Here is a 21,635-nt window from a genome sequence, read left to right as displayed (position 1 = left end):
GCCTCTTTCATGCTTCTTACATATTGTAAGGAGCATTTTTTATTGTCAAAAAATAGTCCAATATATATCCGTTACTATATAAAATTATTTGTATAATAGTAGGTGAGAACTATTTTCAAAAGGGAGGTGTATAGTTAATGAAGTTAGTTATTCCGAAGCAACATGGTGCATGGGCCATGCTCGTTATACCATTTCTATTAAGTGTCATACTTGGGAAACCTACTATTTATCATATTCCATTGTTTTTAGCTTGGTTCTTTATCTATTTAGCTACGTATCCATTTCTTACGTACATAAAGCAAAAACGAAAAAAAGAGTTTTTACATGCAGCAATTGTATATTTTATCATCGCTTTCGTATTTGGGATGATTTCTCTATTATATGAATGGCGCATTCTTTTATTCGTAGCAGTAATGATTCCATTATTTATAGTAAATATGTATTACGCCCGTCAAAAGAATGAAAGAGCGTTACTAAATGACATTAGTGCGATTATTGTTTTTTGTATTGGTGGTTTAGTTAGTTATTATTTTTCAATGAAACTTATAGATAAAACAGCATTATTTATTGCGCTTATTTCATTTTTATATTTTTTAGGAAGTACATTTTATGTAAAAACGATGATTCGCGAGAAAAATAACCCGAAGTATCGCCGTATATCATGGGGGTATCATATTGTATTAACAATCATTGTATTTTCAATGAATCCGTGGTGTTCTCTTATTTTTATACCGAGTGTCATTCGAGCAATTATGTTGTATGGCAAAAAAATTTCTATTATAAAAGTAGGGGTTTTAGAAATTGCTAATTCTGTATATTTTTTAATTATAACGGCAATAATTATGAAGTATGCCATTTGAAAAAGCTTCCCACCTTATGATGGGAAGCTTTTTCAATCTTGTTCTAAAATATGAACCGTGTAATCACAGCGTTGAATAGCTTGTTCGATCGCATAAAGTGATTGTTCAATACGAGCGCGATTAAAATCTTTTTCAACAGTTTGTAGCGCTTCTTCTAAACAATGTTTTGCTTCTTGTAATGATTGAAAAGAATTTTGGACATATCCGCGAGCATTCTCGTGCATTTCATAATCCTCCTTGCATATTCATATATGTATAGTATGAACAGTAAGGAACAAAATATAATTTGTTATATTTATTTGACAATTAAAACGAAATTACGTATAGTAGGAATTAAGTGAATATTTTCTTATCCAGAGAGGTGGAGGGACTGGCCCGATGAAACCCAGCAACCGCGATGCAGGTGCTAATTCCAGCAGAACATATTTGTTCTGGGAGATAAGACGAAGATATATACGTAACTTCTTCTTATCGGAGAGGTTTTTTTGTTGCAAAAAAACCGATTACGAAAATTTATATTAAGAAGAAAGGGGTTGCGAAGTACTGTGACACTCGAAAAATACGTAAAACTGCGTAGTACAGTTTATGAATATATGATAGAGCAAGATAAGCCAATATCATTGTTAGATATTCAAGAACATATCGTTTCGCATCATGAAGGAAAATTCACGAAAAAGATGTTACATCAATTTTATTTATCAAGACTATTAGATGAACTGAAACTGGATGGGAAAATTACATTAGCTGATGAATATCTCTATACTGAAAAAGGGGTATTTTATAAGGCGGGAAAAGGGAGCTAAGCTCTCTTTTTTTTGAAGTATGTAGAGTAAAAGACTGCTTAAGCAGCCTGATACAAGGGAATGGTGTTGAGTGTGTAGTGTCAAAGATTGAATGTGCCTGAAAGAGGCACTTCATATCGGCTGCAAATGAAAAGAGACACCTCCGCCGAATAGGTGTCAGTCGTTTTGTCATATAGACTTGCTATTTGACAGTTATTAGAATAACATGCAGGGTTTTGGAAGTCAAAAGGGAATTAAAGGAAGAGGTGTTGTTATGTACGCTTACTTACTAAATGATATAACGAAATGGATTCCTAAGTACATTATGGATAAAGGTTATGAATATTATGAAGAAGGACATGTAGAAGATGTTGAAATACAAGAAAAGAAAATATTTGCTTTCGTTACTGGAAATGCAGGAAACTATGAAGTAATGATTGATCTTGAAAGTTTTACAGAAAGTAGTTGCGAGTGTCCATATGAAAATTATTGTAAGCATATGGCGGCGGTCGTTTATGATATTCAAGGTGCTGGTGAAAGTACGGTTAAAGAGAAGCTGAAAGGTTTAGAAAAGGAAGAGTTACTTACATTATTAAATTGTTTATTACAAAGTTCGAAAAACGTGCAAATTGTAGAGAAGATGTTAAAGAAGGGGAAACTTTAACTTATAGAGGGAGTTGTTATGAAGTGAATGTACTAATTGTATACGCTCATCCTAGTCCTTCCAGTTTTAACGCAGCGATATTAAAGTATGTGCAAAAAGGATTACAAGAAACAAATCATTCGGTTACGGTACTTGATTTATATAAGGAACAATTTGATCCAGTCCTTGTATTTAATGAAGAGAAGAAAAGACGTGATTTAGTAAATGAAGAAGAAACAGCTCGGTACAGAACGTTAGTAGAAGAAGCGGATACGCTTCTCTTTATATATCCGATATGGTGGTGGGGGATGCCTGCTATTTTAAAAGGGTTTATTGATCGCATTTTCGTAGCTGGTTTTGCTTATAAATATGAAGGAGCCCTGCCGAAAGGCTTATTGAAAGGGAAGAAGGCATGGGTAATTAATACGTTAGATTCACCGTTATGGTACGTTGCACTATTATATCGATCAGTAGATTGGATTATGATGAAGAGAGGCGTTTTACGTTTTTGCGGCATTCGCGATATAAAACGATCTGTTTTTCAATCTGTGAAAACGAGTAAAGTAGAGAAGCGGGAAAAGTGGCTATTACAAATAGAAGAAAAAGCTCGTTCATTATGAATGAAATGGAACGTATTATAAAGTGTTGCAATTATGATAATGAATTTTTTCGTACATATATTAATTGCTTAGTCCAATTGAAGAAATGTAGTGAAACGTTTCAACAAATTCAAATACAATTAAGAAATGATTACTTAATAAGAGGAATTTGTGAAAGAGAAGTGGATGAGGTAGTAAGAGGAAGTAAAGAGTATGAAGCGTATTTTCTTCCTAAAGCGTTACAATGGAATTTCCTTAAGAAAAATCCACATTTAATTGAAAAAGTATGTGAAGACTTTTTTGCATTTGAGGCGTTACATCTTACGGAGATAGAGTGGAAGAGGGTTATAAATTGCATGGGAAATAAATGATTTATTGTGTAAAAAAGCTAGTATAAAACTAGCTTTTTGTTTGAATAAATAAGAAACATAGACTAATGGATAAATTCTGCATATAGTAAGTTAACAACGCAAAATCCCATAATATCACGAGCACCTAAACCAGCTATCGCTAATGCCGGTAAAGCCCAGAATGGTTGAATCAAATTCGTCCAAGCATCGCCCCACGCAATTGCCATTGCTGTTTTTGCGGCAGGTACACCAAGTTCAGCGCCAGCTGGAATCATAATGGGTGCTTGCACAGCCCATTGACCGCCACCAGATGGAACGAAAATATTAACGATGCCAGCACTTTGAGTTTTTATAAAGAAAAGGCGCTATCCTCAAAGTACCTCCTCCTACTTAATCTATTCCTTCTATTAAAATTATAAATTGAAATACATTTTTTTATTAAGATAAGAAGCTGAATTAATACAATATCGTGATGAAATTTCTATATGTTGGTGAACTGGTTCCGTTAGCACTTGAATTTGAATTTCCTAGAAGGATTAGCGGTAGATTTGTATTGGCTGGTTCTGTTGGTAATTCGTTCCCTTGAGCAACTTGAACAGGGGGAGAAAACGGCTCTAAATGCGTATTGATTATCTGAAAGTTACGTCCGTTTGCGCTAACTTCGATAGACAACCATCCCTGAAGAATTGTAAATGGTTGTCCGCCAATTAGTATTGTTAATTTTGTTTTGAAATTGGTTATTCCTGTGGATTTAAAATAATAATGCCTGTAGTTAAAGAGTTAAAAAATGAAGCGAATTTAGGAAACTATTTCATTGTTGGATTAGATACAAATGGAGCCTTTACTACTGGGCAACTTGTTTCATTTATAAAGTTAATTGGAAATGAACATAAAATGATATTTATTAATACGAGGGTAACACGTCCGTGGGAATGAATCATCAATGAGAGGGTGAAAGTAACGGCATCTAAGTGTAACTCTAGTTGATTAGTATGCAGCAAGTGCAAAAGGATTTTATTTTCTTTTGTGGAATGTTATTTATATTTACCTTATTAAAGTTTAGAAAGGAGAATATTTATGAAACATTCTTTATTGGAGACAAATCCAGAACCAGGAAAGAAAGAATCATTGCTTACACGATGTGCAAATGTATTTTCGAGATGGTCTCAGAAATATGTCCCAGATGCCTTTGTTATTGCTGTATTGCTAACTTTATTTACTTTCATTATAGCTTTATTGATGAATCCCTCAAATCCGTACAAAATCGTAAAATCTTGGGGGGATGGGTTTTGGACTTATTTAACATTTACAATGCAAATGGTATTATTAATGGTTACAGGGATGACGCTAGCTTCTGTCCCTTTTATTAATAGAGGCTTGCAGTCCGTTGCAAAGTTAGCCGATACACCCCAAAAGGCTTATACGATGACATTTTTGATCAGTGCAATTGCATACTATATTAATTGGGGACTAGCCGTAGTTGTGGGAGCGATCATTGCGAAGGAAGTAGCGAAAAAGAATCCGAATGCACATTTTCCATTACTTGTAGCTGCTGCTTACGCTCCGACAGCCTTATATAGCGCAGGTCTCTCCAGTTCTATTGGCCTGACAATTGCCACAAAGGATCATTTTCTTGTAGATATGATTGGAATTATTCCTACCTCACAAACAATTTTTAGTTACTCTACTTTAATTATTTTTTTCATTTTATTCATCACGATGCCAATTATTATTGTCCTTATGGCTCCAAAAAGTGGGATTATCAGCTATAAAGCAATCGAAACAGATACAAATTCTTTTGTAAAACCTCCTCAAAAGAATTTAACTGCTGCGGAAAAACTGGAATGGACACCGGTTCTAGGAATAGTATTAGGCGGAATTGGCACGTTGTATTGTGTTTATGAATTCATGAACAGCCATAGTTTAGATTTAAATATCATTAATTTGTTTTTCTTATCACTTGGTTTACTCTTGCATGGTTCTCTTGGCAACTTTGCGCAAGGATTCAAAGAATCTGCGCAATCCATTTCTCCAATTATCTTACAGTTTCCATTTTATGCGGGGATTATCGCTGTTTTAGGTAGTTCAGGATTGGGGAGCTCAATCATTCAATGGATGGCATCTATTGCGTCAAAGGATACATTTGATATATTTACATATTGGTCAGCGGGATTGGTGAACTTATTGGCACCATCTGGCGGGGGGCAATGGGCTTTGCAAGGGCCACTGCAGGTCCCTGCAGGATTGAAGTTAGGTGTAGATCCGGCTACTATCGCTATGGCGGTAGGCTGGGGGGACGCCTGGACAAATTTAATTCAGCCGTTCTGGGCACTACCTCTTTTAGGGGTGCTGGGATTGAAAATTAAAGATATCATGGGTTATTGTTTCATTCTCTGCATTTGGGTCGGGATTGTAACAAGTTTATTGATGTTATTTCTATATTAGTTTTCATAGGTATATACATTAATATCAAATAATACCATTAAAAGGAAAAGAACGCTATTCTTTCTGTAAAAACATGAGGAGGGATAGTGTTTTTTTTTGTTTTTTAGAAAGGATGATACATGCTAATTCATGGCCAATATCAAATTCATTCGTAAGCTGTTCTTTATCAAGCTGAATATGATAATTACCATCAACGCTATGGTTAAAACTATCCAAAATGGTATGGCAGAACCGGGAGTGTTGGAAGTACTACGAGAACAGTTGGGTATGATTAATAAGAGACAATAAAAAAATCCTCCTGGATGCAAGAGGATTTTTTTATAGGGAATAGTAAGGATGAGAGGAGGTGCATTACATATGGGAAAAGGTAGAAGTAATAATGCTGGTAAAAAGCAACCGAATTTCGATGATTCATCTAATTTCGCTAAACAAAGCCAACCGACAGAAAAGAAGAAGAAGTAAAAAAAGGATCTCTCTTTATCAAGAGAGATCCTTTTTTATATATTGACGTTTCAGCACAACATATCGATTGCTCAACCAAATAGTCATACATGCAAAGCTTAAACTCCTTCGAATGGAAGTCAATTTAATATTATTGTCCTGTTTTTTATAATGCTTCTTCACGTTTACCTTATTTAAAAAGCCAATACAAAAAAGACGCGTTTCCTAAATAAAAAGAGCTCTTAATGGAGTATTATCTTTATTTTTAATAAAATTCTCCAATTTATATTTTACTCTATTAGGCTATGAAATTTAAGTAATTAAATGTAAAATTTATATAGATGGTTATATAAAAAAGTTAAAAACATCGGTTACGTTATTCTACAATCGGGTCAAATTATAGAGTAAAGGTTGTACTATGGCTAAAAATATTGATAAGCATGAGGAGAGGATTACATTGACTATTTATGAGCAATTTATAGAGGCTCTTAAAGAAAAAATAGGCGATACTGTAACATTTGCAGAGATAAAGGACAGATTAATAACAAAATTTAATACGAAACCGGGGAGTATTAATCCTGCTGATTATTGTTATAACCGTTATAACAAAGGGAGAGTGTTTAATAAAAATCTGTTTATATATATAAATAAAAAAACTTATAGATATGTAGGTGAAAATTATCCTTATACAGGATTAGTTTTTCACAAACCTAAAGGGGCAGATTGTGAATCTGTTGTAGGTGAGTGGGATAATGGTAAACTTCTTTTTTATAAGGATAAGGATAAAATAGGAATCTCACAAATCAAAAAGTTATATGAGGCATACTTTGAAATGTTACGATTTGAGATGAATGTTCTTGGTTGTAAGGCGACTGAATTAAGGCATCTTATAGGTCGTCTAGGTGAATTTTTTTGTGTTCTTTACACAAATGGTGAGCTATCCAACGTGACTAATCAGCATGGATATGATGTCATTAAAGATGGGAGAAGAATAAGTGTTAAAACAACTGCCCAAGAAAAAGGGTTTATCACGATCAATCAAAATACATTTGACCAATTTGATGACTTCTTTGTAGTTCAGTATAAAGATGATGATTTGAAAGTATTATTTTATGGGCCAAAGGAAGAACTTTCGGCGCTTAGACCATATGGGAATAATTATGAGGTCGATATACATTCTTTAAAGAGAATAGAAAAGACACTATGATAAGAGTGTCTTTTCTTATAGTTTTTTAGCAGAAGCAAGCAGCTCCGACGATGATTAATAAAATAAACAATACAACTAATAAAGTAAAACCTTCAGTAAAATCGCAACTACCACCAAATCCCATAATAGTTCCTCCTTTAATAAGAGGGAACAACAGGGGTATGCTCATGTATTTACATTCTAAACAAAAACATATTTGGAGCCACTTTGCATTCTTATCATTAATTTTAACTTTTTGTTCAGGATTACAAGCTCTAGCATTTTGGACAATCCGTTTAGATTCCGATATTTCTTGGTGGATTCCTAATTTATATTTATTAGTTTACCCATGCTTCTTTTTTAAAAGTGTTTGGAGAGAGTGTGGATGGTATGAGAGTAACATGAAAAAAGAAAGAAAAGAGTTCATTTAATAAAAGAAAGACAAGGGCTTTAAGCACATTCGAATTCTAAATCAGTTTTTTCGCTAGCCTTACAGCAGAAGTTAAAACAGAAGCTAAACAATTTTTGAAATGAAGATAGCCGATGTTTCCTTAACATAGGAAACATCGGCTTGTATTATTTATATTGAGTTAGTTTACGTTTCTGGAATAATTGTAATAGCGACAGTCCGAACCGGAGCCTCTATTTCGTTGTCTTTACTTTGGTTATTATAGTACTTAATCATTAATTCGTTAAGTTCGTTTTGAAATTTTCCAAAGTGTTCTTCATCGAGCTTTAATTCCACAACAGAAAAAGTAGCCTTATCTTCTTGACTGTTTTGTTCCTCTAATTTCTTAAGGTAACTTTGATATTGTGTCATAAGTGATAACTGGTAATAAGAAATGTAGTTTAACTTGTCATCATCAGATAATCCTTTCCACTCACTTCCTTCAATTTTTGCATCTTCTTCATTGATTGCGTAATATTTTTCAGAAACAGATTTTACCTTTTTTTCGTTAATTACATGGACAATACCAGAATCAACCATAGTTTGTAGCTGTCTATATAGTGTTGCTTGTGGTACATTTTTAATGATTTTTACCATTTCTAATGGCGTTAGTCCATCTTTTTTATTTCTCATTAATACTTGGCAAATCTTCATTCTTACTGGATGCATTAAGATTTCAACTTTATTACTCACTATATATCACCTTATTCATTATTTATTCTCATTATAAATAATGAGAATAATGTTTGCAATGCATCTGCTCTTGATTTATCATTATTATTATCAATAATGATAATGAGTTTAGGAAGGAATGATAAAAATGCAACTACATTATGGATGGAATGATCTTAAAGACATGGATATTATGGCGTTTCTCCCGATAATATTGCCGGTTATTGCAGTTGGGGCACTTTTAGTTTTCATTGCATTAATTGATTTATATCGAAATAGAAAAACAAGAAAAAATGTATTTGTATGGACGCTAATTATTCTTTTTGTTAACGTATTGGGACCTATTTTGTACTTTGTTATAGGGAGAAAGGACGGTGAGAAATTATGAAATTAGAGATTAGAAATGTAACAAAATCATTTAAAGGAAAAATTGCTGTCAATACTTTCTCGATGGAACTGCAATCAGGGGAATGTGTAGGGTTAATCGGACCAAATGGGGCAGGGAAATCTACATTAATAAAAGTGATTTCAGATATTATTAATCCAGATGTTGGTGAAGTGTTATTGAATGGGATAAAAATATCAAAAATGAAAAGGGAAATTGGCTACTTACCGCAGTACCCTAATTTCTTTCATTGGATGACGGCGCGAGAAACCCTAATGTTTATGGGGCAACTTTCAGGGATGAAAAAAGAAGCATTGTCAAAGTCGATACCAAAAATTTTGGAGAAAGTTGGATTAAGTGGGGCAGATGGTTCAAAGGTGAGTACCTTTTCTGGGGGAATGAAACAGAGACTTGGTATTGCACAAGCATTATTACATAAGCCTTCGCTTATTGTCATGGATGAACCAGTATCTGCATTAGATCCAATTGGCAGAAGGGAAGTATTAAATCTCATTGAAGAAATAAAAAAAGATACAACCATTTTATTATCAACCCATATATTAAGTGATGCAGAAGAAATCTGTGAACGATTTGTCATGATTAAAGATGGTACAAAAATAGAAGATACAACAATTACTCAGCTTTTACACCGTAATAGCGAAAATAAGTTAATCATTGAAATCACAGCTAAAGATCGAAAGTGGATTGACGTTGTAAAAAAGTTGCCCTATGTGAAGGACGTAGAAGTGATTGGGCTTAAAGTCAAAGTGAAGGTTGAAAGTATCGAAATGAATAAAAATATGTTACTGCAAAATGCACTCGAGCATAAAGTGGACATCGTTAAATTTGAAATAAACAACGATACTTTAGAAGAAATTTTCTTGAAATTGGTGGTGCAAAAATGAATAATCTAATGGTGTTGATAAAAAAAGAATGTGTTCAAATGATACGTGATTTTAAGATGATTTGGCTACCAATTGTTTTTATATTTTTAGGGGCAACACAGCCAATAGTAACGCATTACTTGCCATCCATTTTAGGATCATTAGGTGGAGGGCAGGGGATTACCATCGATCCGAGTATGACAGCACAACAAGGAGGCGAAGTACTAGCAAGTACTTTGGGGTCTCAGTTTGATCAGCTCGGACTTATGATTCTAGTAATTTCTATGATGGGTGCCATTCAAACAGATAAAGCCAACGGTATGTTGGCCTTTATTTTAACAAGACCTGTTACGGTTACTTCATATATAGCGGGGAAAATAGTATCAAATTATGTAATAGTAGCGTTCAGTGTAATGATTGGGTACTTTACTTCTTATCTATATATAAACTACCTTTTTACTGCTGTTCCGTTTTTGCACATGATTACTGGATTACTATTTTATTTAATTTGGGTTCTTTTTATCGTATCTTTCACAATAATGATAAGTGCTATTTTTCAAACTCAAGGTATTATTGCGCTAATTTCAATTGTTTTTCTTTTAGCTTGTAGAATAATTGTCGGTTTGAATCCAATAATAGATCAGGTTAATCCAGCCAGTATGAGTAAACATGCAATGGAAATGTTAGTCACGGGGGGAGTGAATGCAACCGCAGTGGTCAATGTACTACTAACGATTATTTGGATCTTATTGACACTCTTCTTAACAAATTATTGGATTGTTAATAAAAAATTCACGTATGAATAAGAAAAGAATAATCGTGATGAGGAGATTTATTAAAATAAACACCCCAATAAGAAAAAGCTTCCACTACTGTGGAAGCTTCTCTAAATGATGTGCAATATCAATATACATATTTGAGTAAACTGAATGTATTTCATTACTTGGCGTAGCGTTAGAAGAGAAGTGGACAATGACCATATTTGCTTTCGGATCGATGTAAAGTGTTTGTCCGTAACTGCCTAACACTTCGAAAGCACCTTGTTCATTGTGCGGAATCCACCATTGATTATGATAAGAAATGGAAGCTCCAGGGCCAACTGCAAGTTCACCTTCTTGGACATTTTTTATATCTTCAGTAATAGAAGAAGGGAGAATTTGTTTTCCGTTATATTCCCCGTTGTTTAATAGTAATTGCCCGAATCTAGCCATATCTCTAGCAGTTGCATTTAAACCAGCACTAGCTTGTTCAACTTTTGTTTCATCGGTGACGTAATAAGCATTTTCTTCCATACCAATTTGAGACCATATGCGCTCGTTAACATTATCCGCTAATGATTTACCAGTGATCGTTCGAATAACCCAAGCGAGTGTTTCCGCTGATCCGTTATCGTAAGAAAAATCGGAACCAGGCGATGCAGTTTCTTCTGCTTCTCGTAACATATCATAAATTTTCATCGGACCGTCGTAGTTTTTACCTCTAGGTAAAATATTGCTCGCTAAATATAGTTGTGCATCTTGATTTTCTAACGCTGGATGTTCGTATCCGTGAGTAGGATATTCTACAGAAACTTGCATGTCCATTAATTGCTGAAGTGTGGCATTACCGAACGGTGTATTTTTTAATTCTTTTATATATGCGTCAGCTGTTTTTTCTAAGTCAATACGATTTTCTTCAGCGAGAGATTGTATAATTGCACCAGTAAAGACCTTCGCTAATGATGCCATGCCATGAGGTTCACTCTCGTTATATCCATTGAAATATCGTTCATAAACAAGTTGTCCATTGTGTACCACGACAAAAGCATCCGTTTTGTTATCGTCTAAAAGTTTTTTTAGAGGAGTTGTATTTCCAAATCTACGCTCCACAGCAAAATCGTCTAAGTTTTGCGATGTGGTAGAGAAATTAGAAACGTGATCCGGGTTATGTTTTACCTCGTTAATTAAAGTGAATTCTTTCATATGTGTGTACGACCAACGTAAGTACGGATCATCTAACCAATTTTTCTTCGTCACGTTATTTTTCGATGGGATTGTTTTATTATGTTTGAAGTATGTAAAACCGAGCCCTGTAATTACAAATATAAATGTAATTATGAGTAAGTGTAGGGGAGATTTTTTAAGTTTCATATCGGTCCCTCCTTTTTATTTCTATTATTATAAGTATACGCTTCTAGTGAAAGAAATACAAAATAAGGAAAGTAAACTTCCCCGTTTACTTTCCTTATTCGTGTTAAGCGGAAACTTTTCCGTCTGTATGTTGTTTCTTGAATTTTTGTTTTCGTCCGTGTAATCCATAATAGAGAAGTAAAGTGAAAGCAACGATAATAGCTGCGATAAAATACATATTATGGTAACTTGATTTCGCTGCGACGATACCTAAAATGAAAGAACCAAAACCGAGACCACTATCAAAGAATGAGAAGTACGTAGCTGTCGCAGAACCACGTCGATGGTTTGCAGCGGCAGAGATCGCAATCGTTTGGAAACTTGGAATTAATGTTCCGTAACCTAAACCGATTAACATACCTGCGCCAAGGAACCAAAACGGAGTTTGTGCTTGACTTAAAATGAACATCCCAATTGTGAAAATAATAATAGCTGGGTAAACAAGTACATTTTCACCGAAGCGATCAAAAATCTTTCCTGTAAATGGACGAGAAATTACAACAACGAGTGCGTATACAATAAAGAAGTAACTAGCAACTTCTCCTAAACCGATTTCTTTCGCATAAATAGGAATAAAGGATAAAATACCACTATAAGAAAAGGCTAAAACAAATCCTGTCAGAGCAATCGGAATAGAGGATGGTTCAATTAAGTCCTTCCATTTCATTTTTTCTCGTTTTTGTTTGCTCACTGGTACTTCATGCGGAATATTTACAAGTAGTCCTAATAAAAATGCAAGTAATGAAAATACGGAACAAACGATAAATAGTACAGTAAATGAAAAATGAGAAATAATTGTTAAACCTAAAAAAGGACCAATTACCATAGGCAGACTCATGAATACGCCGAAATATGCAAGTGCTTCGCCTCGTCTATGAGCTGGCGCAACATCAGTTACAATTGTTCCTGTGGCTGTTGTTGCCATACCGAACCCAATACCATGTAAGAAGCGAAGGGCAAGTAATAAAAATAAACTTTGTGCACCGAAATACATAACGGTAGCAGCTAAAAATAATGAAAGTGAAATAAATAAAATTTTCTTTCTCCCTAATTCATCGAGCCATTTTCCTGTAAATGGTCTACATAAAACAGATGAAATAAGAAAAACAGTTGCAACTAAACCAATTTCCTCAGGTTTTCCTTTTAGGCCGTCTATTACATAGACAGGCAGAGTAGTCATAAGCATATAGAATGTTAAGAAGAGAAATAGACTACTAAAACAAGTTCCGAGGAAATCCTTTGTCCAAAGTTTCTCACTTTGCATCGTCATCCCTCCAATTTAATCTAAATTTTTAATGATTTTTTGTAACACTTCAAATGCTTGATGTAAATCATCTTCGTTAATATCTTCTAGTGTTTTTTCTTCGAAAGTATCAACTTCTTCTTGCCATACCGGAATCATTTTTATCGCTGTTTCTGATAAAGAAATGAGCTTCTCACGACGATCTTTTCCTTCTGTACGAATAATCCAACCCATCGTTTCCATACGTGTTAACGTACGAGTCATCGTTGGTGATTCAACATTTAAGTATTGGCACAATTCTGTTTGCGTACAAGAACCGGTTTGATTAATGCGGAAAATAACAGCCCATTGCGCACTGAATAGCCCAGTTGGAGATACGCGTTCATTAAATTTCTTTGTGAATTTTCGAGAAGTCTGGCTGACAATGTGAAAAAAATGTTGTTTTTCGTCCATGTATTTTGATCCTTTCAAATTAGTTACCTAGCTAACTATATACTTTTTTATTATAATTGTCTAGTAATAGACATGTTGAGTTATGTAAAAATTTCGTATAGGCTTTATGTTGAGAACGTACATTCTGTATGTTATTCTTTAAGTAAGTAAAGAATTTTCTTTCTATTAATTAGAATGGGGGAACTTGTGATGATTAAGCCTGCAACAATGGAGTTTGTTTCACTATCGAACGGAGAAACGATTGCGTATCAGGAAGTTGGAAGGCAAAATACAGAAATTCTTGTACTCATTCACGGAAACATGACATCGTCACAACATTGGGATTTAGTAATTGAAAAGCTGCAAGATCGATACCATATTTACGCTCTTGATTTAAGAGGATTTGGCCAATCAACATATAATCAATCGATAGATTCATTACAAGACTTTGCAAGAGATGTAAAACTATTTATCGATCAATTAAAACTAGAGAAATTTTCATTAATGGGCTGGTCAATGGGCGGTGGTGTTGCGATGCAATTTACAGCGAATCATCCAACATTTGTTGAAAAGTTAATTTTAGTAGAATCAGTAGGCATGAAGGGATATCCAATTTTTAAAAAAGATATAAACGGGCAGCCAATCGTATCAAGTTTAGTAAAGACGAAAGAAGAGGTTGCACAAGATCCCGTACAAATTGCTCCAGTGCTAGATGCGATAAAAAATATGAATAAATTATATTACCGTACAGTATGGAATCTATTAATATATACACATAATCAACCTGAACCGGACCGTTATGACAAGTATTTAGACGATATGTTAACGCAGCGTAATTTCGTAGATGTGAATTATGCGCTCATTACATTTAATATTTCGGATGAACATAACGGAGTTGTAGAGGGAAATAAAGAAATTCATCATATTAAAGCTCCGACACTCGTCATACAAGGTGACAGAGATTACGTCGTACCGCAAGTAGTCGGTGAGGAATTAGCAAAACATTTGCCAAATGCAGAGTTAAAAGTGTTAGAGGATTGCGGTCATTCGCCTTTTATTGATTGTTTAGATGTATTTATAAAACATGTAGAAGATTGGTTAGAATAGAAATAATCCCCGAAATGAGAAGTGTTGCATATACTATAACATTTGTATGTATAAGGGGAGAGAGTCAATGCATAATCCGCTTTTAATATATCATTCTCCATATAACCATCACCAACATATAAAATTTATTATTGATCCGATGTATATGCAAGTTTCACCATCTGTAGTTCCATTACAAATGCAATACCCGCAGCCACCAATTGCTAGTGCACAGCAATACTTATATGGCTCATCATTTTATGGAAATCCATATTTCAAGCACTTTCACCACAATGTGAAAGCGCAAGTATGGGAAGGATAAGAAGCTAAAAGATTCATTCTTTTAGCTTCTTTTTTATTGCGAATATTCGTACACGCATTTGAAGAAACAGTTTATAATAAAAGGTGGACAGCGTGAGAAGGAGAGGGAAAGGGATGTCAATGCGTTTTACATTTTGGATTATGGTTGGAATTGTAGCAATCTCGGGTTTGTCACAAGGGATGCTCTTACCTGCCATTGCAATGATTTTTGAACAAGAAGGGGTTAGTTCAAGTATTAACGGTATTCATGCGACGGCATTATACATTGGGATATTAGTTATTTCACCGTTTCTTGAAAAACCGATGCAAAAGTTTGGAATGAAGCCAATTATCGTTATTGGTGGGTTTCTCGTTATTATTTCATTATTCTTTTTTACACAAACTTTTTCATTTTGGGTATGGTTTATTCTTAGATTTCTAGTTGGAGTCGGAGATCATATGCTTCATGTCGGAACACAAACATGGATTACGACAACATCAGACCCGAGTAAAATTGGTAGACAAGTATCGATATACGGTGTATTCTTCGGAATTGGTTTTGCGGTTGGTCCGTATTTAGCAAGCACTGTGCAGTACGGTCTTGCAACGCCATTTATTATATCTACGATACTTTGCTTAATAGGTTGGCTTTTATTACTCCCAACGAAAAATGCATTCCCGGCGCAAGATGAAAGAGAAGTGAAGGGTGAATCATCATTTTCTCGTTATAAACAAGTTGTTGGATTAGGATGGATTGCATTACTAGGACCGCTTGCATATGGTGTACTGGAAGCAATGTTAAATAGTAACTTACCAGTATACGCGCTTCGTAAAGGATGGTCTGTTTCAGATGTATCCTTCTTATTACCAGCGTTCGCAGTTGGGGGCATTATTACACAAATTCCGCTCGGTATATTAAGTGATAAATACGGAAGAGATCGTATTTTAACGTGGACGTTCAGCGTAAGTACGGGTATTTTCCTACTTACAGCAGTATTTGATCAATATTACTGGATCGTTTTTGCCTGTATGCTGTTAGCTGGTATGGTCATTGGATCGTGTTTCTCATTAGGTCTTGGATTTATGACAGATTTATTACCGAGGCACTTACTACCAGCAGGTAATATATTATCTGGAATCGCCTTTAGTTTAGGTAGTATTATGGGACCTGTATTAGGAGGCGTATTTATAGAAAAAATACAGTATACAAGCTTTTTTATTGCGGTTATGATTATAATGGGAATTCTCGCAATGGTATATATGGTCTACATGAAGAATCAATTCGCATCAAGAAAAATAGAAAGTAGGTTAGGGCATGACAAAACAACCTAATAAAAAGAAATTTGAAGTACTCGAAAACGAAACAATTACAGACTGCTTAGCACGTATGGAACGAGAAGGCTATGCGCCATCACGTCGCATGGAAGAGCCAATCTTTCATGAAGTGAAGAAAAACGGCAAAACAGAAGTTGAACCGTGTGGTAGGAAAATTGTTTTTGAGGGAAAATTGAAGTAATAAGTTATATAAAAAGAATGTGCTTTTGGGTACAAGCAAGATAAAACATATAGTCACATAAAAAACGCTGTTGATTCCAATATCAATAGCGTTTTTTATTGTTACAAAATATATAGGTCAAAATGAATTTCTGCTTGAATGGAACTAGCAAAATCAATTATATCTTTTTGTAAATACATCGCGGGTGATTCGTTATTCTTCACTTGAATCACTACTATAAAAAGGTACTCTAAACTATATTTCTTCTTGAGATGTTTTAATTGTTCTGTTTTCCCTTCAAGGAATTTTAGAATAACATGCAACTGATTATTTATATCGTATGATTCTTCGTATCCAGTGCTTAAAGTCCAATCCGTCTCTTTTCTATATATGATTTTGGTGGATACAAGATTCGGATTATCACGTCTTGCAACAACATCACCTTTTTTATAAATTCTTGTAGGCTCGATACTTAGGGCGTCAGTAATTGCTTCAACAGGGAATATATCACCCGTTGCACTAAAATAAGCCATAACTTTGGTCTTATCCAGAATGGTTCCTCCTCTATTATTAAGATGTTAATCTTATTACATTATAAAAATTTATGAATGTAAATAGAATTTTTATCCTGCTATTTGTGGGCAGCAAAGCTTCTAATGAGAGGAAAGTAGGTGAGAGCCAATTATCCATAAAAGCATGATTAGTGTGTGTGAATAAAACCTTACTAGTTTCATTGTATTGAATTCCAGCGTTGGGATATTAGTGAAAGCTGGATACCTATACCTTTGTAGGAAAGAACAATTATACAAAAGTAGGATGCTTAAAAATATATTAATTTGTATGATAAAAACAAAACATATTTTTAAAAATCAGAATGTAGGGGAGGGGGAAATATATAATGATACAAAGCATATATGAAACTCATTTACATGTAAGGAATTTAGAAAAGGCGATAGATTTCTATCAAAATAAGTTAGGCTTAACGGTAGCAAAAAAACTATTGAAAAGACGAGTTGCGTTCTTTTGGATAGGAGAAAATAAAGAGCAAATGCTCGGGTTATGGGAAATGCATACGAATGAAGAGTTTGAGACGAAACACTTCGCCTTTCGTGTAGATTTAGAGTTTTTAAATGCTTCAAAATTATGGTTAGAGAAACGTGGAATAAAGGTAGTAGGGAGTCAGGGAAAAGGAAATCGAGAACCGATTGTCCAAAGATGGATGCCAGCTGCAAGCGTATATTTTCTAGATTGTGATGGAAATAAATTAGAGTTTATTTCCATGTTATATGATGATCCAGATGAATTAGAATATGCAACGTATTTAAGTGAATGGGATGCTGAGCATCAAGAAAAATAAAGTTTAATCAGTGGGAGCTTTATAGATTTGTACTATGTAAAATAGATAGGAATACAAAAAGATCCCTCAAGAAAAAGCGTGTTCTTGAAGGATCTTTTTATACTTTATATATTTATATTGTTTGTAACTTAATAACGATCTTCAGCTTTAGATATTTCAGCGCGTTGAATATAACCATCAGAGAAGCTGAAATAAAGAGAATAGCTTCCTCGATTATATATAAAGCCTTCACTAGTCATATCCTCACCGATTCCATCTGGTTCACCAAACCACTCTTTTAATTCGTTGATAGAGATATCCATTTTCACCCATATATATCTAGCGTCTGAAGGGTACATATCAATATTATAATCTCCGTATACCGCTGTATTAGGGGCATCACATTCTGTACATGGTGCTTGCTTCCAAACATCAGGCGCTCCAAATTCTTTTTTTACCTCAGATATATCTTTACCTAGTGCATCTAATTTAAATGGACCAAACGTCCCATTCTGTAAAGCTGTTGTTAACATTTGTTTCAGTTCTTCTTTTGAGTTGATGTTGAAATTATAAGATCTGTTCTTGGCTATTGCATTATAGAAAAATTGTGCGTATTGCTCACGCTTCACAATCATGTTGCCATTAAAATTACCTGATTCGTCACCTTGTGCTATACGGTTACTACGCACTGCATTTACAGATTCATAGGCCCAATGACCTTTTGGTACATCTTTAAAGCTCCCTTGTCCTTTTGATTCTAGATGAAATGCTTTTTGTAACACTACTGCCATCTCATACCGAGTTAAAACATCATCTGGACGAAATGTACCTGATCCATCACCTGTCATAATTCCAGCTTGCGCAATGGCTTTAATATCCTTTTCAAACATATGATTTGTAATGTCACTAAACATATTCGCCTGTTTATCGTCTGCTATTAAACCTAAATGTCGATTGACTAAAGAAGCTACCTGTCCTCTAGTAACATTGTCCCCAAAACCAAATTTCCCATTTCCGTATCCCTTATAAATCCCTGCTGATGCTAAGTAATCGATAGCAATTTTTGACCAGTGGTCCTTTGGTACATCTGTAAATACAGTGTCATTATTGCTAACTACCTTATAGCTATTTGCATTACCATTTGTTTTCGTAGTTGTTTCTGCATTTACTGTGCCTACCATCGTTGTAGTTGCTAGTGCTGCGGTTAGTACGAATCCAAAAAACTTTTTAACTTTACTTGTTTTTCTGCTCATTTGTGTGCCCCCTTGTTAAAGTAAACATATTGAATAACCTTAGTAAACATTTAATATACTTAAATGTTTACATCGAGATTATAACATATAAATGATAAATGTTTACCATAAATTTCTATGGAATAAATATCTATTTTGCTAATCTGCATGAAACTTAATCATAGTATCTATAAATATTCATCTCTATTTAAAAATGGTATATAGAGTGAAATGTAAAGTAACTCAAAAATATACAATAAAAGTTGATTTTGAAGTTATTTCTATAAATCCATTCAACGAAATTATTTAAATCCCTTTTCGCTATTTGTGAACAGTAAAACGTTCCTTTTTTCAATCTACGATAGAAGATAGAACATATATTTGGTATAATCAAAACATACTATATGAAACGATGTACATGAGTTTGATATTTATGTAATAAGGTAAGGAATACATAACAATAACTACGCTATAGGATTCAGTTCATGTTATACAAATCGATCGTTAGAAAGGAAAAGAAGTAATGAATCAAATTTCATTTGAAGATTTATTTGAAGAAGAAAACGAGAAAGGAAAGGTGGAGGTGACTGAAATACCAGTACCTTTATCACCACTGCAAAAAGATATATTGGAATTAATGGATTCTGAAGAAATAAGTGCACTTGAGCTATGTGAACAATTAATACGAGCTGGAAAAATATCAGATGAAAGATTCACAACGAATAAGCCTAAAGCATATGGAGAAGTATGCTTACTATTAGAAGGTTTTGTTAAAGAAGGAAAGCTTATTTTTGTCAAAAGTGATGAGAAAAGAGATAGGGTTTATAAATTGAATGAAGAAATGTTTAACGCATAAGGTGTACAAGAGGGGATGAATAATTTCCAGGGGAAGTTCATTCGTTTTTCTCATCAAAAAGGTGTCAATCTTGCTTAGATTGACACCTTTTTGATCATTTAACATCTAACATACTTACGTTTGAAACCAAGTCTTCCTCTATCAAGTTCTTTCTGAATACTTTCTGTAGCATTTAGCAAACTGCTCTTTTTATTTTCACGTTTTACTTCGACTATACCAACTTCTTTTGCGATTTCGACTGCCTTTTCGTGTAGTGGCACATATGAAATCGCTACTGTGTTTAGAAAAGTATTCATAGCGGATTTTGTTCGTTCTGGCGAATCATGAATCGTATTGTTCACCATTTCAAGCATATTGGAAATTTTGCTTTCGGAAAATTCATTGTCTTTACGATTGCCTAAAAGCCAGCAGTAGCAACTCCAGCCTGCAGACATTCGTAGCTCGTCTCCACTTGCAATCCATGTATCAGCAACGTCTTGTGCCATATTTGACTCTGATAAAGTTACTGCTACAACATAATCAGATAGCATATAAAAATACGCCCCATCCATCCACCGATTAAAATCCGATTCACTCATAGCTTTTGGATCGGCAATAATGCCTGCAAAGTACATAGCATCGTAGTTGCCTGTGGCATAAAGTTCTTCAGCTAATTCTTGATTTAATTTTATTTTTTTAGCGATTGGTTTCATAGCACCTATGGCTACGCCGAAAACTGGCTCGTGTGCGCCGTTAGATATGTATATTTTTTTTGTTCTTTCTTTACCAAGGGCCTCAAGCTCTTGCATAACTGTATTAAAATCCATTGCTGTGCACTTCCTTCCTTAATATAAAGACCATTTTAACTGCGAACAACTAGCCTATATTTTTTATCATGTCTTCCATACATCTCAATTTTAAGTCTTATGTGAGTAGGATGTCCACTTTGTGTAATTTATCGATAATTTAGTTAGTTGTTTATTGTTGTGAAGATACAACATGAAGATAAAAGGGGGAGAAACAATATGGATGTATGGCTCTCCGCATAGTGAGGGGATGTAAATAATGCTTTCTCTTTGACGCGTTTGCTGTAGTATCATGTTATCCTTTAATAAGGTAATAAATGGGGTTTTATATTAAATATGTGAGGTCGATTCTAAATGATAAAGAAATTTACTAGAGTGGTACTAACTACGGTGATGCCAATCAGTTTCATTATGGGTTGTGAGAACGATGAAAAAACTAAAGCAAAAGAGCCGAAAGTGGTACAATCTGAGAAAAAGGACTATATGGATTATTCATATGGTAGCAAAGGTATATTAGTAAGTGGCAAAGCGAAAGAGCGTCAACAATACGAGGTTGGGTTTATAGATGATAACAAGTTAATAGGGATTGATGAAAATATCGAGGACTGTATTATTTTAGATAATAAAGATGAAGCAAGTTACATTTGGAAACAAGTAGAGCGGGGAGCTATTATTGAAGTGCAATTTGGTAAGGACCGCAACGATATCGTAGGCGTACAACTAGTAGGAGATCGTGATCCATATGAAATTAGTGATAAGTTTGATCGAAATACGATAAATGAGATTGTCGAAAACGTTAAAGGGAATTTGTAATAAAAGTTAAAATGAAAAAATGTAAGTTTACTTTATTAATTATCCCTTTTGTGAGTGTTTTTGACGGTACTTATAATTAGTTGTAAAATAATGTTCGTTAAGGGGTTTTATAGAAATTTGACTTAGAAACTATGATTTGCCTGCTGAGGATAGAAAGTATTTATAAAAGGATATAATAAACATATTTTTATACA

The 21,635-nt window shown here is 34.2% G+C and carries 26 protein-coding genes, 3 pseudogenes and 1 riboswitch; of the genes and pseudogenes, 19 read left to right on the top strand and 10 right to left on the bottom strand.

Annotation, left to right across the window (positions count from 1 at the left end; genetic code table 11):
* Positions 1-137 precede the first annotated feature (137 nt).
* Entirely contained in the window at positions 138-860 is a 723-nt protein-coding gene (locus ILS93_RS04050; protein ID WP_098653452.1) for a YwiC-like family protein, read from the top strand.
* A 32-nt stretch (positions 861-892) separates the two neighbouring features.
* Here ILS93_RS04050 and ILS93_RS04045 read toward each other — a convergent pair whose 3' ends face one another.
* On the bottom strand, positions 893-1,084 hold the full coding sequence (locus tag ILS93_RS04045) for a hypothetical protein (RefSeq protein WP_000545003.1): 192 nt from the start codon (positions 1,082-1,084) through the stop codon (positions 893-895).
* Between the two features lie 122 nt (positions 1,085-1,206).
* Positions 1,207-1,305, top strand: a riboswitch (SAM riboswitch).
* Between the two features lie 40 nt (positions 1,306-1,345).
* Here ILS93_RS04045 and ILS93_RS04040 point away from each other — a divergent pair.
* The 4 genes from ILS93_RS04040 to ILS93_RS04025 all read left to right on the top strand — a co-directional run bounded on the left by ILS93_RS04040 (position 1,346) and on the right by ILS93_RS04025 (position 3,255).
* A complete protein-coding gene (locus ILS93_RS04040) occupies positions 1,346-1,663 on the top strand; it encodes a hypothetical protein (RefSeq protein WP_002096439.1) in 318 nt (105 codons plus the stop codon).
* Between the two features lie 205 nt (positions 1,664-1,868).
* The gene (locus ILS93_RS04035; protein WP_222655253.1) at positions 1,869-2,306 is read left to right on the top strand and encodes an SWIM zinc finger family protein; all 438 of its coding nucleotides are present in this window, start codon (positions 1,869-1,871) and stop codon (positions 2,304-2,306) included.
* Positions 2,307-2,329: 23 nt separating this feature from the next.
* Entirely contained in the window at positions 2,330-2,905 is a 576-nt protein-coding gene (locus tag ILS93_RS04030; RefSeq protein WP_098653453.1) for an NAD(P)H-dependent oxidoreductase, read from the top strand.
* Positions 2,902-3,255, top strand: a complete 354-nt coding sequence (locus tag ILS93_RS04025) for a group-specific protein (protein ID WP_141547156.1) — start codon at positions 2,902-2,904, stop codon at positions 3,253-3,255. The genes ILS93_RS04030 and ILS93_RS04025 overlap by 4 nt, the downstream gene beginning before the upstream one ends.
* Before the next feature lie 28 nt (positions 3,256-3,283).
* On the opposite strand, the pseudogene ILS93_RS04020 reads toward ILS93_RS04025, so the two are convergent.
* Positions 3,284-3,575: pseudogene (locus tag ILS93_RS04020) on the bottom strand (TIGR00366 family protein); the annotation flags it as partial.
* Between the two features lie 421 nt (positions 3,576-3,996).
* On the opposite strand from ILS93_RS04020, the pseudogene ILS93_RS04015 reads away from it, so the two are divergent.
* From ILS93_RS04015 to ILS93_RS04005, 3 genes and pseudogenes are all read left to right on the top strand, one after another.
* Positions 3,997-4,167, top strand: a pseudogene (locus ILS93_RS04015) (SGNH/GDSL hydrolase family protein); the annotation flags it as partial.
* Positions 4,168-4,311: 144 nt separating this feature from the next.
* Positions 4,312-5,679, top strand: coding sequence for a short-chain fatty acid transporter (locus ILS93_RS04010; protein WP_222660025.1), 1,368 nt, complete (start codon positions 4,312-4,314; stop codon positions 5,677-5,679).
* Between the two features lie 898 nt (positions 5,680-6,577).
* Entirely contained in the window at positions 6,578-7,327 is a 750-nt protein-coding gene (locus tag ILS93_RS04005) for a DUF7225 domain-containing protein (protein ID WP_154131389.1), read from the top strand.
* A gap of 25 nt (positions 7,328-7,352) precedes the next feature.
* Here the strand turns inward: ILS93_RS04005 and ILS93_RS04000 are convergent, their stop codons facing one another.
* Complete coding sequence (locus tag ILS93_RS04000) at positions 7,353-7,451, bottom strand: YjcZ family sporulation protein (RefSeq protein WP_081257294.1); 99 nt, start codon at positions 7,449-7,451, stop codon at positions 7,353-7,355.
* A gap of 43 nt (positions 7,452-7,494) precedes the next feature.
* Between ILS93_RS04000 and ILS93_RS03995 the strand changes: the two are divergent.
* Positions 7,495-7,737: pseudogene (locus ILS93_RS03995) on the top strand (DUF5360 family protein); the annotation flags it as partial.
* Between the two features lie 164 nt (positions 7,738-7,901).
* Here the strand turns inward: ILS93_RS03995 and ILS93_RS03990 are convergent.
* The gene (locus tag ILS93_RS03990; RefSeq protein WP_222655255.1) at positions 7,902-8,447 is read right to left on the bottom strand and encodes a transcriptional regulator; all 546 of its coding nucleotides are present in this window, start codon (positions 8,445-8,447) and stop codon (positions 7,902-7,904) included.
* 127 nt (positions 8,448-8,574) lie between these two features.
* Here ILS93_RS03990 and ILS93_RS03985 point away from each other — a divergent pair, with 127 nt between their 5' ends.
* The 3 genes from ILS93_RS03985 to ILS93_RS03975 are packed head-to-tail and all read left to right on the top strand — an operon-like array spanning position 8,575 to position 10,501.
* A complete protein-coding gene (locus ILS93_RS03985) occupies positions 8,575-8,814 on the top strand; it encodes a PLD nuclease N-terminal domain-containing protein (RefSeq protein ID WP_222660023.1) in 240 nt (79 codons plus the stop codon).
* Entirely contained in the window at positions 8,811-9,716 is a 906-nt protein-coding gene (locus ILS93_RS03980; RefSeq protein ID WP_222660021.1) for an ABC transporter ATP-binding protein, read from the top strand. The genes ILS93_RS03985 and ILS93_RS03980 overlap by 4 nt, the downstream gene beginning before the upstream one ends.
* Positions 9,713-10,501, top strand: coding sequence for an ABC transporter permease subunit (locus tag ILS93_RS03975; protein WP_149174092.1), 789 nt, complete (start codon positions 9,713-9,715; stop codon positions 10,499-10,501). Before ILS93_RS03980 ends, ILS93_RS03975 begins: the two co-directional genes overlap by 4 nt.
* 63 nt (positions 10,502-10,564) lie before the next feature.
* Here the strand turns inward: ILS93_RS03975 and ILS93_RS03970 are convergent, their stop codons facing one another.
* The 3 genes from ILS93_RS03970 to ILS93_RS03960 all read right to left on the bottom strand — a co-directional run bounded on the left by ILS93_RS03970 (position 10,565) and on the right by ILS93_RS03960 (position 13,559).
* Positions 10,565-11,824, bottom strand: coding sequence for a serine hydrolase domain-containing protein (locus tag ILS93_RS03970; RefSeq protein ID WP_222660018.1), 1,260 nt, complete (start codon positions 11,822-11,824; stop codon positions 10,565-10,567).
* A gap of 103 nt (positions 11,825-11,927) precedes the next feature.
* Entirely contained in the window at positions 11,928-13,127 is a 1,200-nt protein-coding gene (locus ILS93_RS03965) for an MFS transporter (RefSeq protein WP_001190340.1), read from the bottom strand.
* 15 nt (positions 13,128-13,142) lie between these two features.
* Complete coding sequence (locus tag ILS93_RS03960; protein WP_064475837.1) at positions 13,143-13,559, bottom strand: MarR family winged helix-turn-helix transcriptional regulator; 417 nt, start codon at positions 13,557-13,559, stop codon at positions 13,143-13,145.
* Positions 13,560-13,733: 174 nt separating this feature from the next.
* On the opposite strand from ILS93_RS03960, the gene phaZ reads away from it, so the two are divergent.
* The 4 genes from phaZ to ILS93_RS03940 all read left to right on the top strand — a co-directional run bounded on the left by phaZ (position 13,734) and on the right by ILS93_RS03940 (position 16,440).
* Positions 13,734-14,645 carry an intracellular short-chain-length polyhydroxyalkanoate depolymerase gene (phaZ, locus tag ILS93_RS03955; protein WP_141669121.1) on the top strand — a complete coding sequence of 304 codons (912 nt, stop codon included), beginning with the start codon at positions 13,734-13,736 and terminating at the stop codon, positions 14,643-14,645.
* 67 nt (positions 14,646-14,712) lie between these two features.
* Positions 14,713-14,946: a hypothetical protein gene (locus tag ILS93_RS03950; RefSeq protein ID WP_064475835.1), complete on the top strand. Its 234-nt coding sequence runs from the start codon at positions 14,713-14,715 to the stop codon at positions 14,944-14,946.
* A 113-nt stretch (positions 14,947-15,059) separates the two neighbouring features.
* Entirely contained in the window at positions 15,060-16,256 is a 1,197-nt protein-coding gene (locus ILS93_RS03945; protein ID WP_222660016.1) for an MFS transporter, read from the top strand.
* On the top strand, positions 16,240-16,440 hold the full coding sequence (locus ILS93_RS03940; protein WP_064475833.1) for an NETI motif-containing protein: 201 nt from the start codon (positions 16,240-16,242) through the stop codon (positions 16,438-16,440). Before ILS93_RS03945 ends, ILS93_RS03940 begins: the two co-directional genes overlap by 17 nt.
* Before the next feature lie 101 nt (positions 16,441-16,541).
* On the opposite strand, the gene ILS93_RS03935 is transcribed toward ILS93_RS03940, so the two are convergent.
* Complete coding sequence (locus tag ILS93_RS03935; protein WP_098112110.1) at positions 16,542-16,952, bottom strand: DUF4279 domain-containing protein; 411 nt, start codon at positions 16,950-16,952, stop codon at positions 16,542-16,544.
* Between the two features lie 365 nt (positions 16,953-17,317).
* Here ILS93_RS03935 and ILS93_RS03930 point away from each other — a divergent pair, with 365 nt between their 5' ends.
* Positions 17,318-17,776 carry a VOC family protein gene (locus ILS93_RS03930; protein ID WP_064475831.1) on the top strand — a complete coding sequence of 153 codons (459 nt, stop codon included), beginning with the start codon at positions 17,318-17,320 and terminating at the stop codon, positions 17,774-17,776.
* A gap of 128 nt (positions 17,777-17,904) precedes the next feature.
* Here the strand turns inward: ILS93_RS03930 and ILS93_RS03925 are convergent, their stop codons facing one another.
* Positions 17,905-19,008, bottom strand: coding sequence for an S-layer homology domain-containing protein (locus ILS93_RS03925; protein ID WP_064475830.1), 1,104 nt, complete (start codon positions 19,006-19,008; stop codon positions 17,905-17,907).
* Positions 19,009-19,510: 502 nt separating this feature from the next.
* Here ILS93_RS03925 and ILS93_RS03920 point away from each other — a divergent pair.
* Positions 19,511-19,843 (top strand): DUF3895 domain-containing protein, encoded by a 333-nt coding sequence (locus tag ILS93_RS03920; RefSeq protein WP_064475829.1) that lies wholly within the window; start codon positions 19,511-19,513, stop codon positions 19,841-19,843.
* 98 nt (positions 19,844-19,941) lie between these two features.
* On the opposite strand, the gene ILS93_RS03915 is transcribed toward ILS93_RS03920, so the two are convergent.
* Positions 19,942-20,649: a DNA alkylation repair protein gene (locus ILS93_RS03915; RefSeq protein WP_064475828.1), complete on the bottom strand. Its 708-nt coding sequence runs from the start codon at positions 20,647-20,649 to the stop codon at positions 19,942-19,944.
* Between the two features lie 333 nt (positions 20,650-20,982).
* Here ILS93_RS03915 and ILS93_RS03910 point away from each other — a divergent pair, with 333 nt between their 5' ends.
* Positions 20,983-21,441, top strand: a complete 459-nt coding sequence (locus ILS93_RS03910) for a hypothetical protein (RefSeq protein ID WP_064475827.1) — start codon at positions 20,983-20,985, stop codon at positions 21,439-21,441.
* The last annotated feature ends 194 nt before the right edge of the window (positions 21,442-21,635 follow it).

Origin of the sequence: Bacillus sp. 16GRE42 (genome assembly GCF_019837435.1) — a bacterium.
Classification (GTDB): Bacteria; Bacillota; Bacilli; order Bacillales; family Bacillaceae_G; genus Bacillus_A; species Bacillus_A wiedmannii.
This window is presented reverse-complemented; position numbering and strand designations above follow the sequence as displayed.

Bases quoted from the DNA above. Each gene is read 5' to 3' on its own strand.
- ILS93_RS04050 (WP_098653452.1), top strand. From the start codon at position 138: ATGAAGTTAGTTATTCCGAAGCAACATGGTGCATGGGCCATGCTCGTT.
- ILS93_RS04045 (WP_000545003.1), bottom strand. From the start codon at position 1,084: ATGCACGAGAATGCTCGCGGATATGTCCAAAATTCTTTTCAATCATTA.
- ILS93_RS04035 (WP_222655253.1), top strand. From the start codon at position 1,869: ATGCAGGGTTTTGGAAGTCAAAAGGGAATTAAAGGAAGAGGTGTTGTT.
- ILS93_RS04025 (WP_141547156.1), top strand. From the start codon at position 2,902: ATGAATGAAATGGAACGTATTATAAAGTGTTGCAATTATGATAATGAA.
- ILS93_RS04010 (WP_222660025.1), top strand. From the start codon at position 4,312: ATGAAACATTCTTTATTGGAGACAAATCCAGAACCAGGAAAGAAAGAA.
- ILS93_RS04000 (WP_081257294.1), bottom strand. From the start codon at position 7,451: ATGGGATTTGGTGGTAGTTGCGATTTTACTGAAGGTTTTACTTTATTA.
- ILS93_RS03985 (WP_222660023.1), top strand. From the start codon at position 8,575: ATGCAACTACATTATGGATGGAATGATCTTAAAGACATGGATATTATG.
- ILS93_RS03980 (WP_222660021.1), top strand. From the start codon at position 8,811: ATGAAATTAGAGATTAGAAATGTAACAAAATCATTTAAAGGAAAAATT.
- ILS93_RS03975 (WP_149174092.1), top strand. From the start codon at position 9,713: ATGAATAATCTAATGGTGTTGATAAAAAAAGAATGTGTTCAAATGATA.
- ILS93_RS03970 (WP_222660018.1), bottom strand. From the start codon at position 11,824: ATGAAACTTAAAAAATCTCCCCTACACTTACTCATAATTACATTTATA.
- ILS93_RS03965 (WP_001190340.1), bottom strand. From the start codon at position 13,127: ATGCAAAGTGAGAAACTTTGGACAAAGGATTTCCTCGGAACTTGTTTT.
- ILS93_RS03960 (WP_064475837.1), bottom strand. From the start codon at position 13,559: ATGGACGAAAAACAACATTTTTTTCACATTGTCAGCCAGACTTCTCGA.
- phaZ (WP_141669121.1), top strand. From the start codon at position 13,734: ATGGGGGAACTTGTGATGATTAAGCCTGCAACAATGGAGTTTGTTTCA.
- ILS93_RS03950 (WP_064475835.1), top strand. From the start codon at position 14,713: ATGCATAATCCGCTTTTAATATATCATTCTCCATATAACCATCACCAA.
- ILS93_RS03945 (WP_222660016.1), top strand. From the start codon at position 15,060: ATGTCAATGCGTTTTACATTTTGGATTATGGTTGGAATTGTAGCAATC.
- ILS93_RS03940 (WP_064475833.1), top strand. From the start codon at position 16,240: ATGACAAAACAACCTAATAAAAAGAAATTTGAAGTACTCGAAAACGAA.
- ILS93_RS03935 (WP_098112110.1), bottom strand. From the start codon at position 16,952: ATGGCTTATTTTAGTGCAACGGGTGATATATTCCCTGTTGAAGCAATT.
- ILS93_RS03930 (WP_064475831.1), top strand. From the start codon at position 17,318: ATGATACAAAGCATATATGAAACTCATTTACATGTAAGGAATTTAGAA.
- ILS93_RS03925 (WP_064475830.1), bottom strand. From the start codon at position 19,008: ATGAGCAGAAAAACAAGTAAAGTTAAAAAGTTTTTTGGATTCGTACTA.
- ILS93_RS03920 (WP_064475829.1), top strand. From the start codon at position 19,511: ATGAATCAAATTTCATTTGAAGATTTATTTGAAGAAGAAAACGAGAAA.
- ILS93_RS03915 (WP_064475828.1), bottom strand. From the start codon at position 20,649: ATGGATTTTAATACAGTTATGCAAGAGCTTGAGGCCCTTGGTAAAGAA.
- ILS93_RS03910 (WP_064475827.1), top strand. From the start codon at position 20,983: ATGATAAAGAAATTTACTAGAGTGGTACTAACTACGGTGATGCCAATC.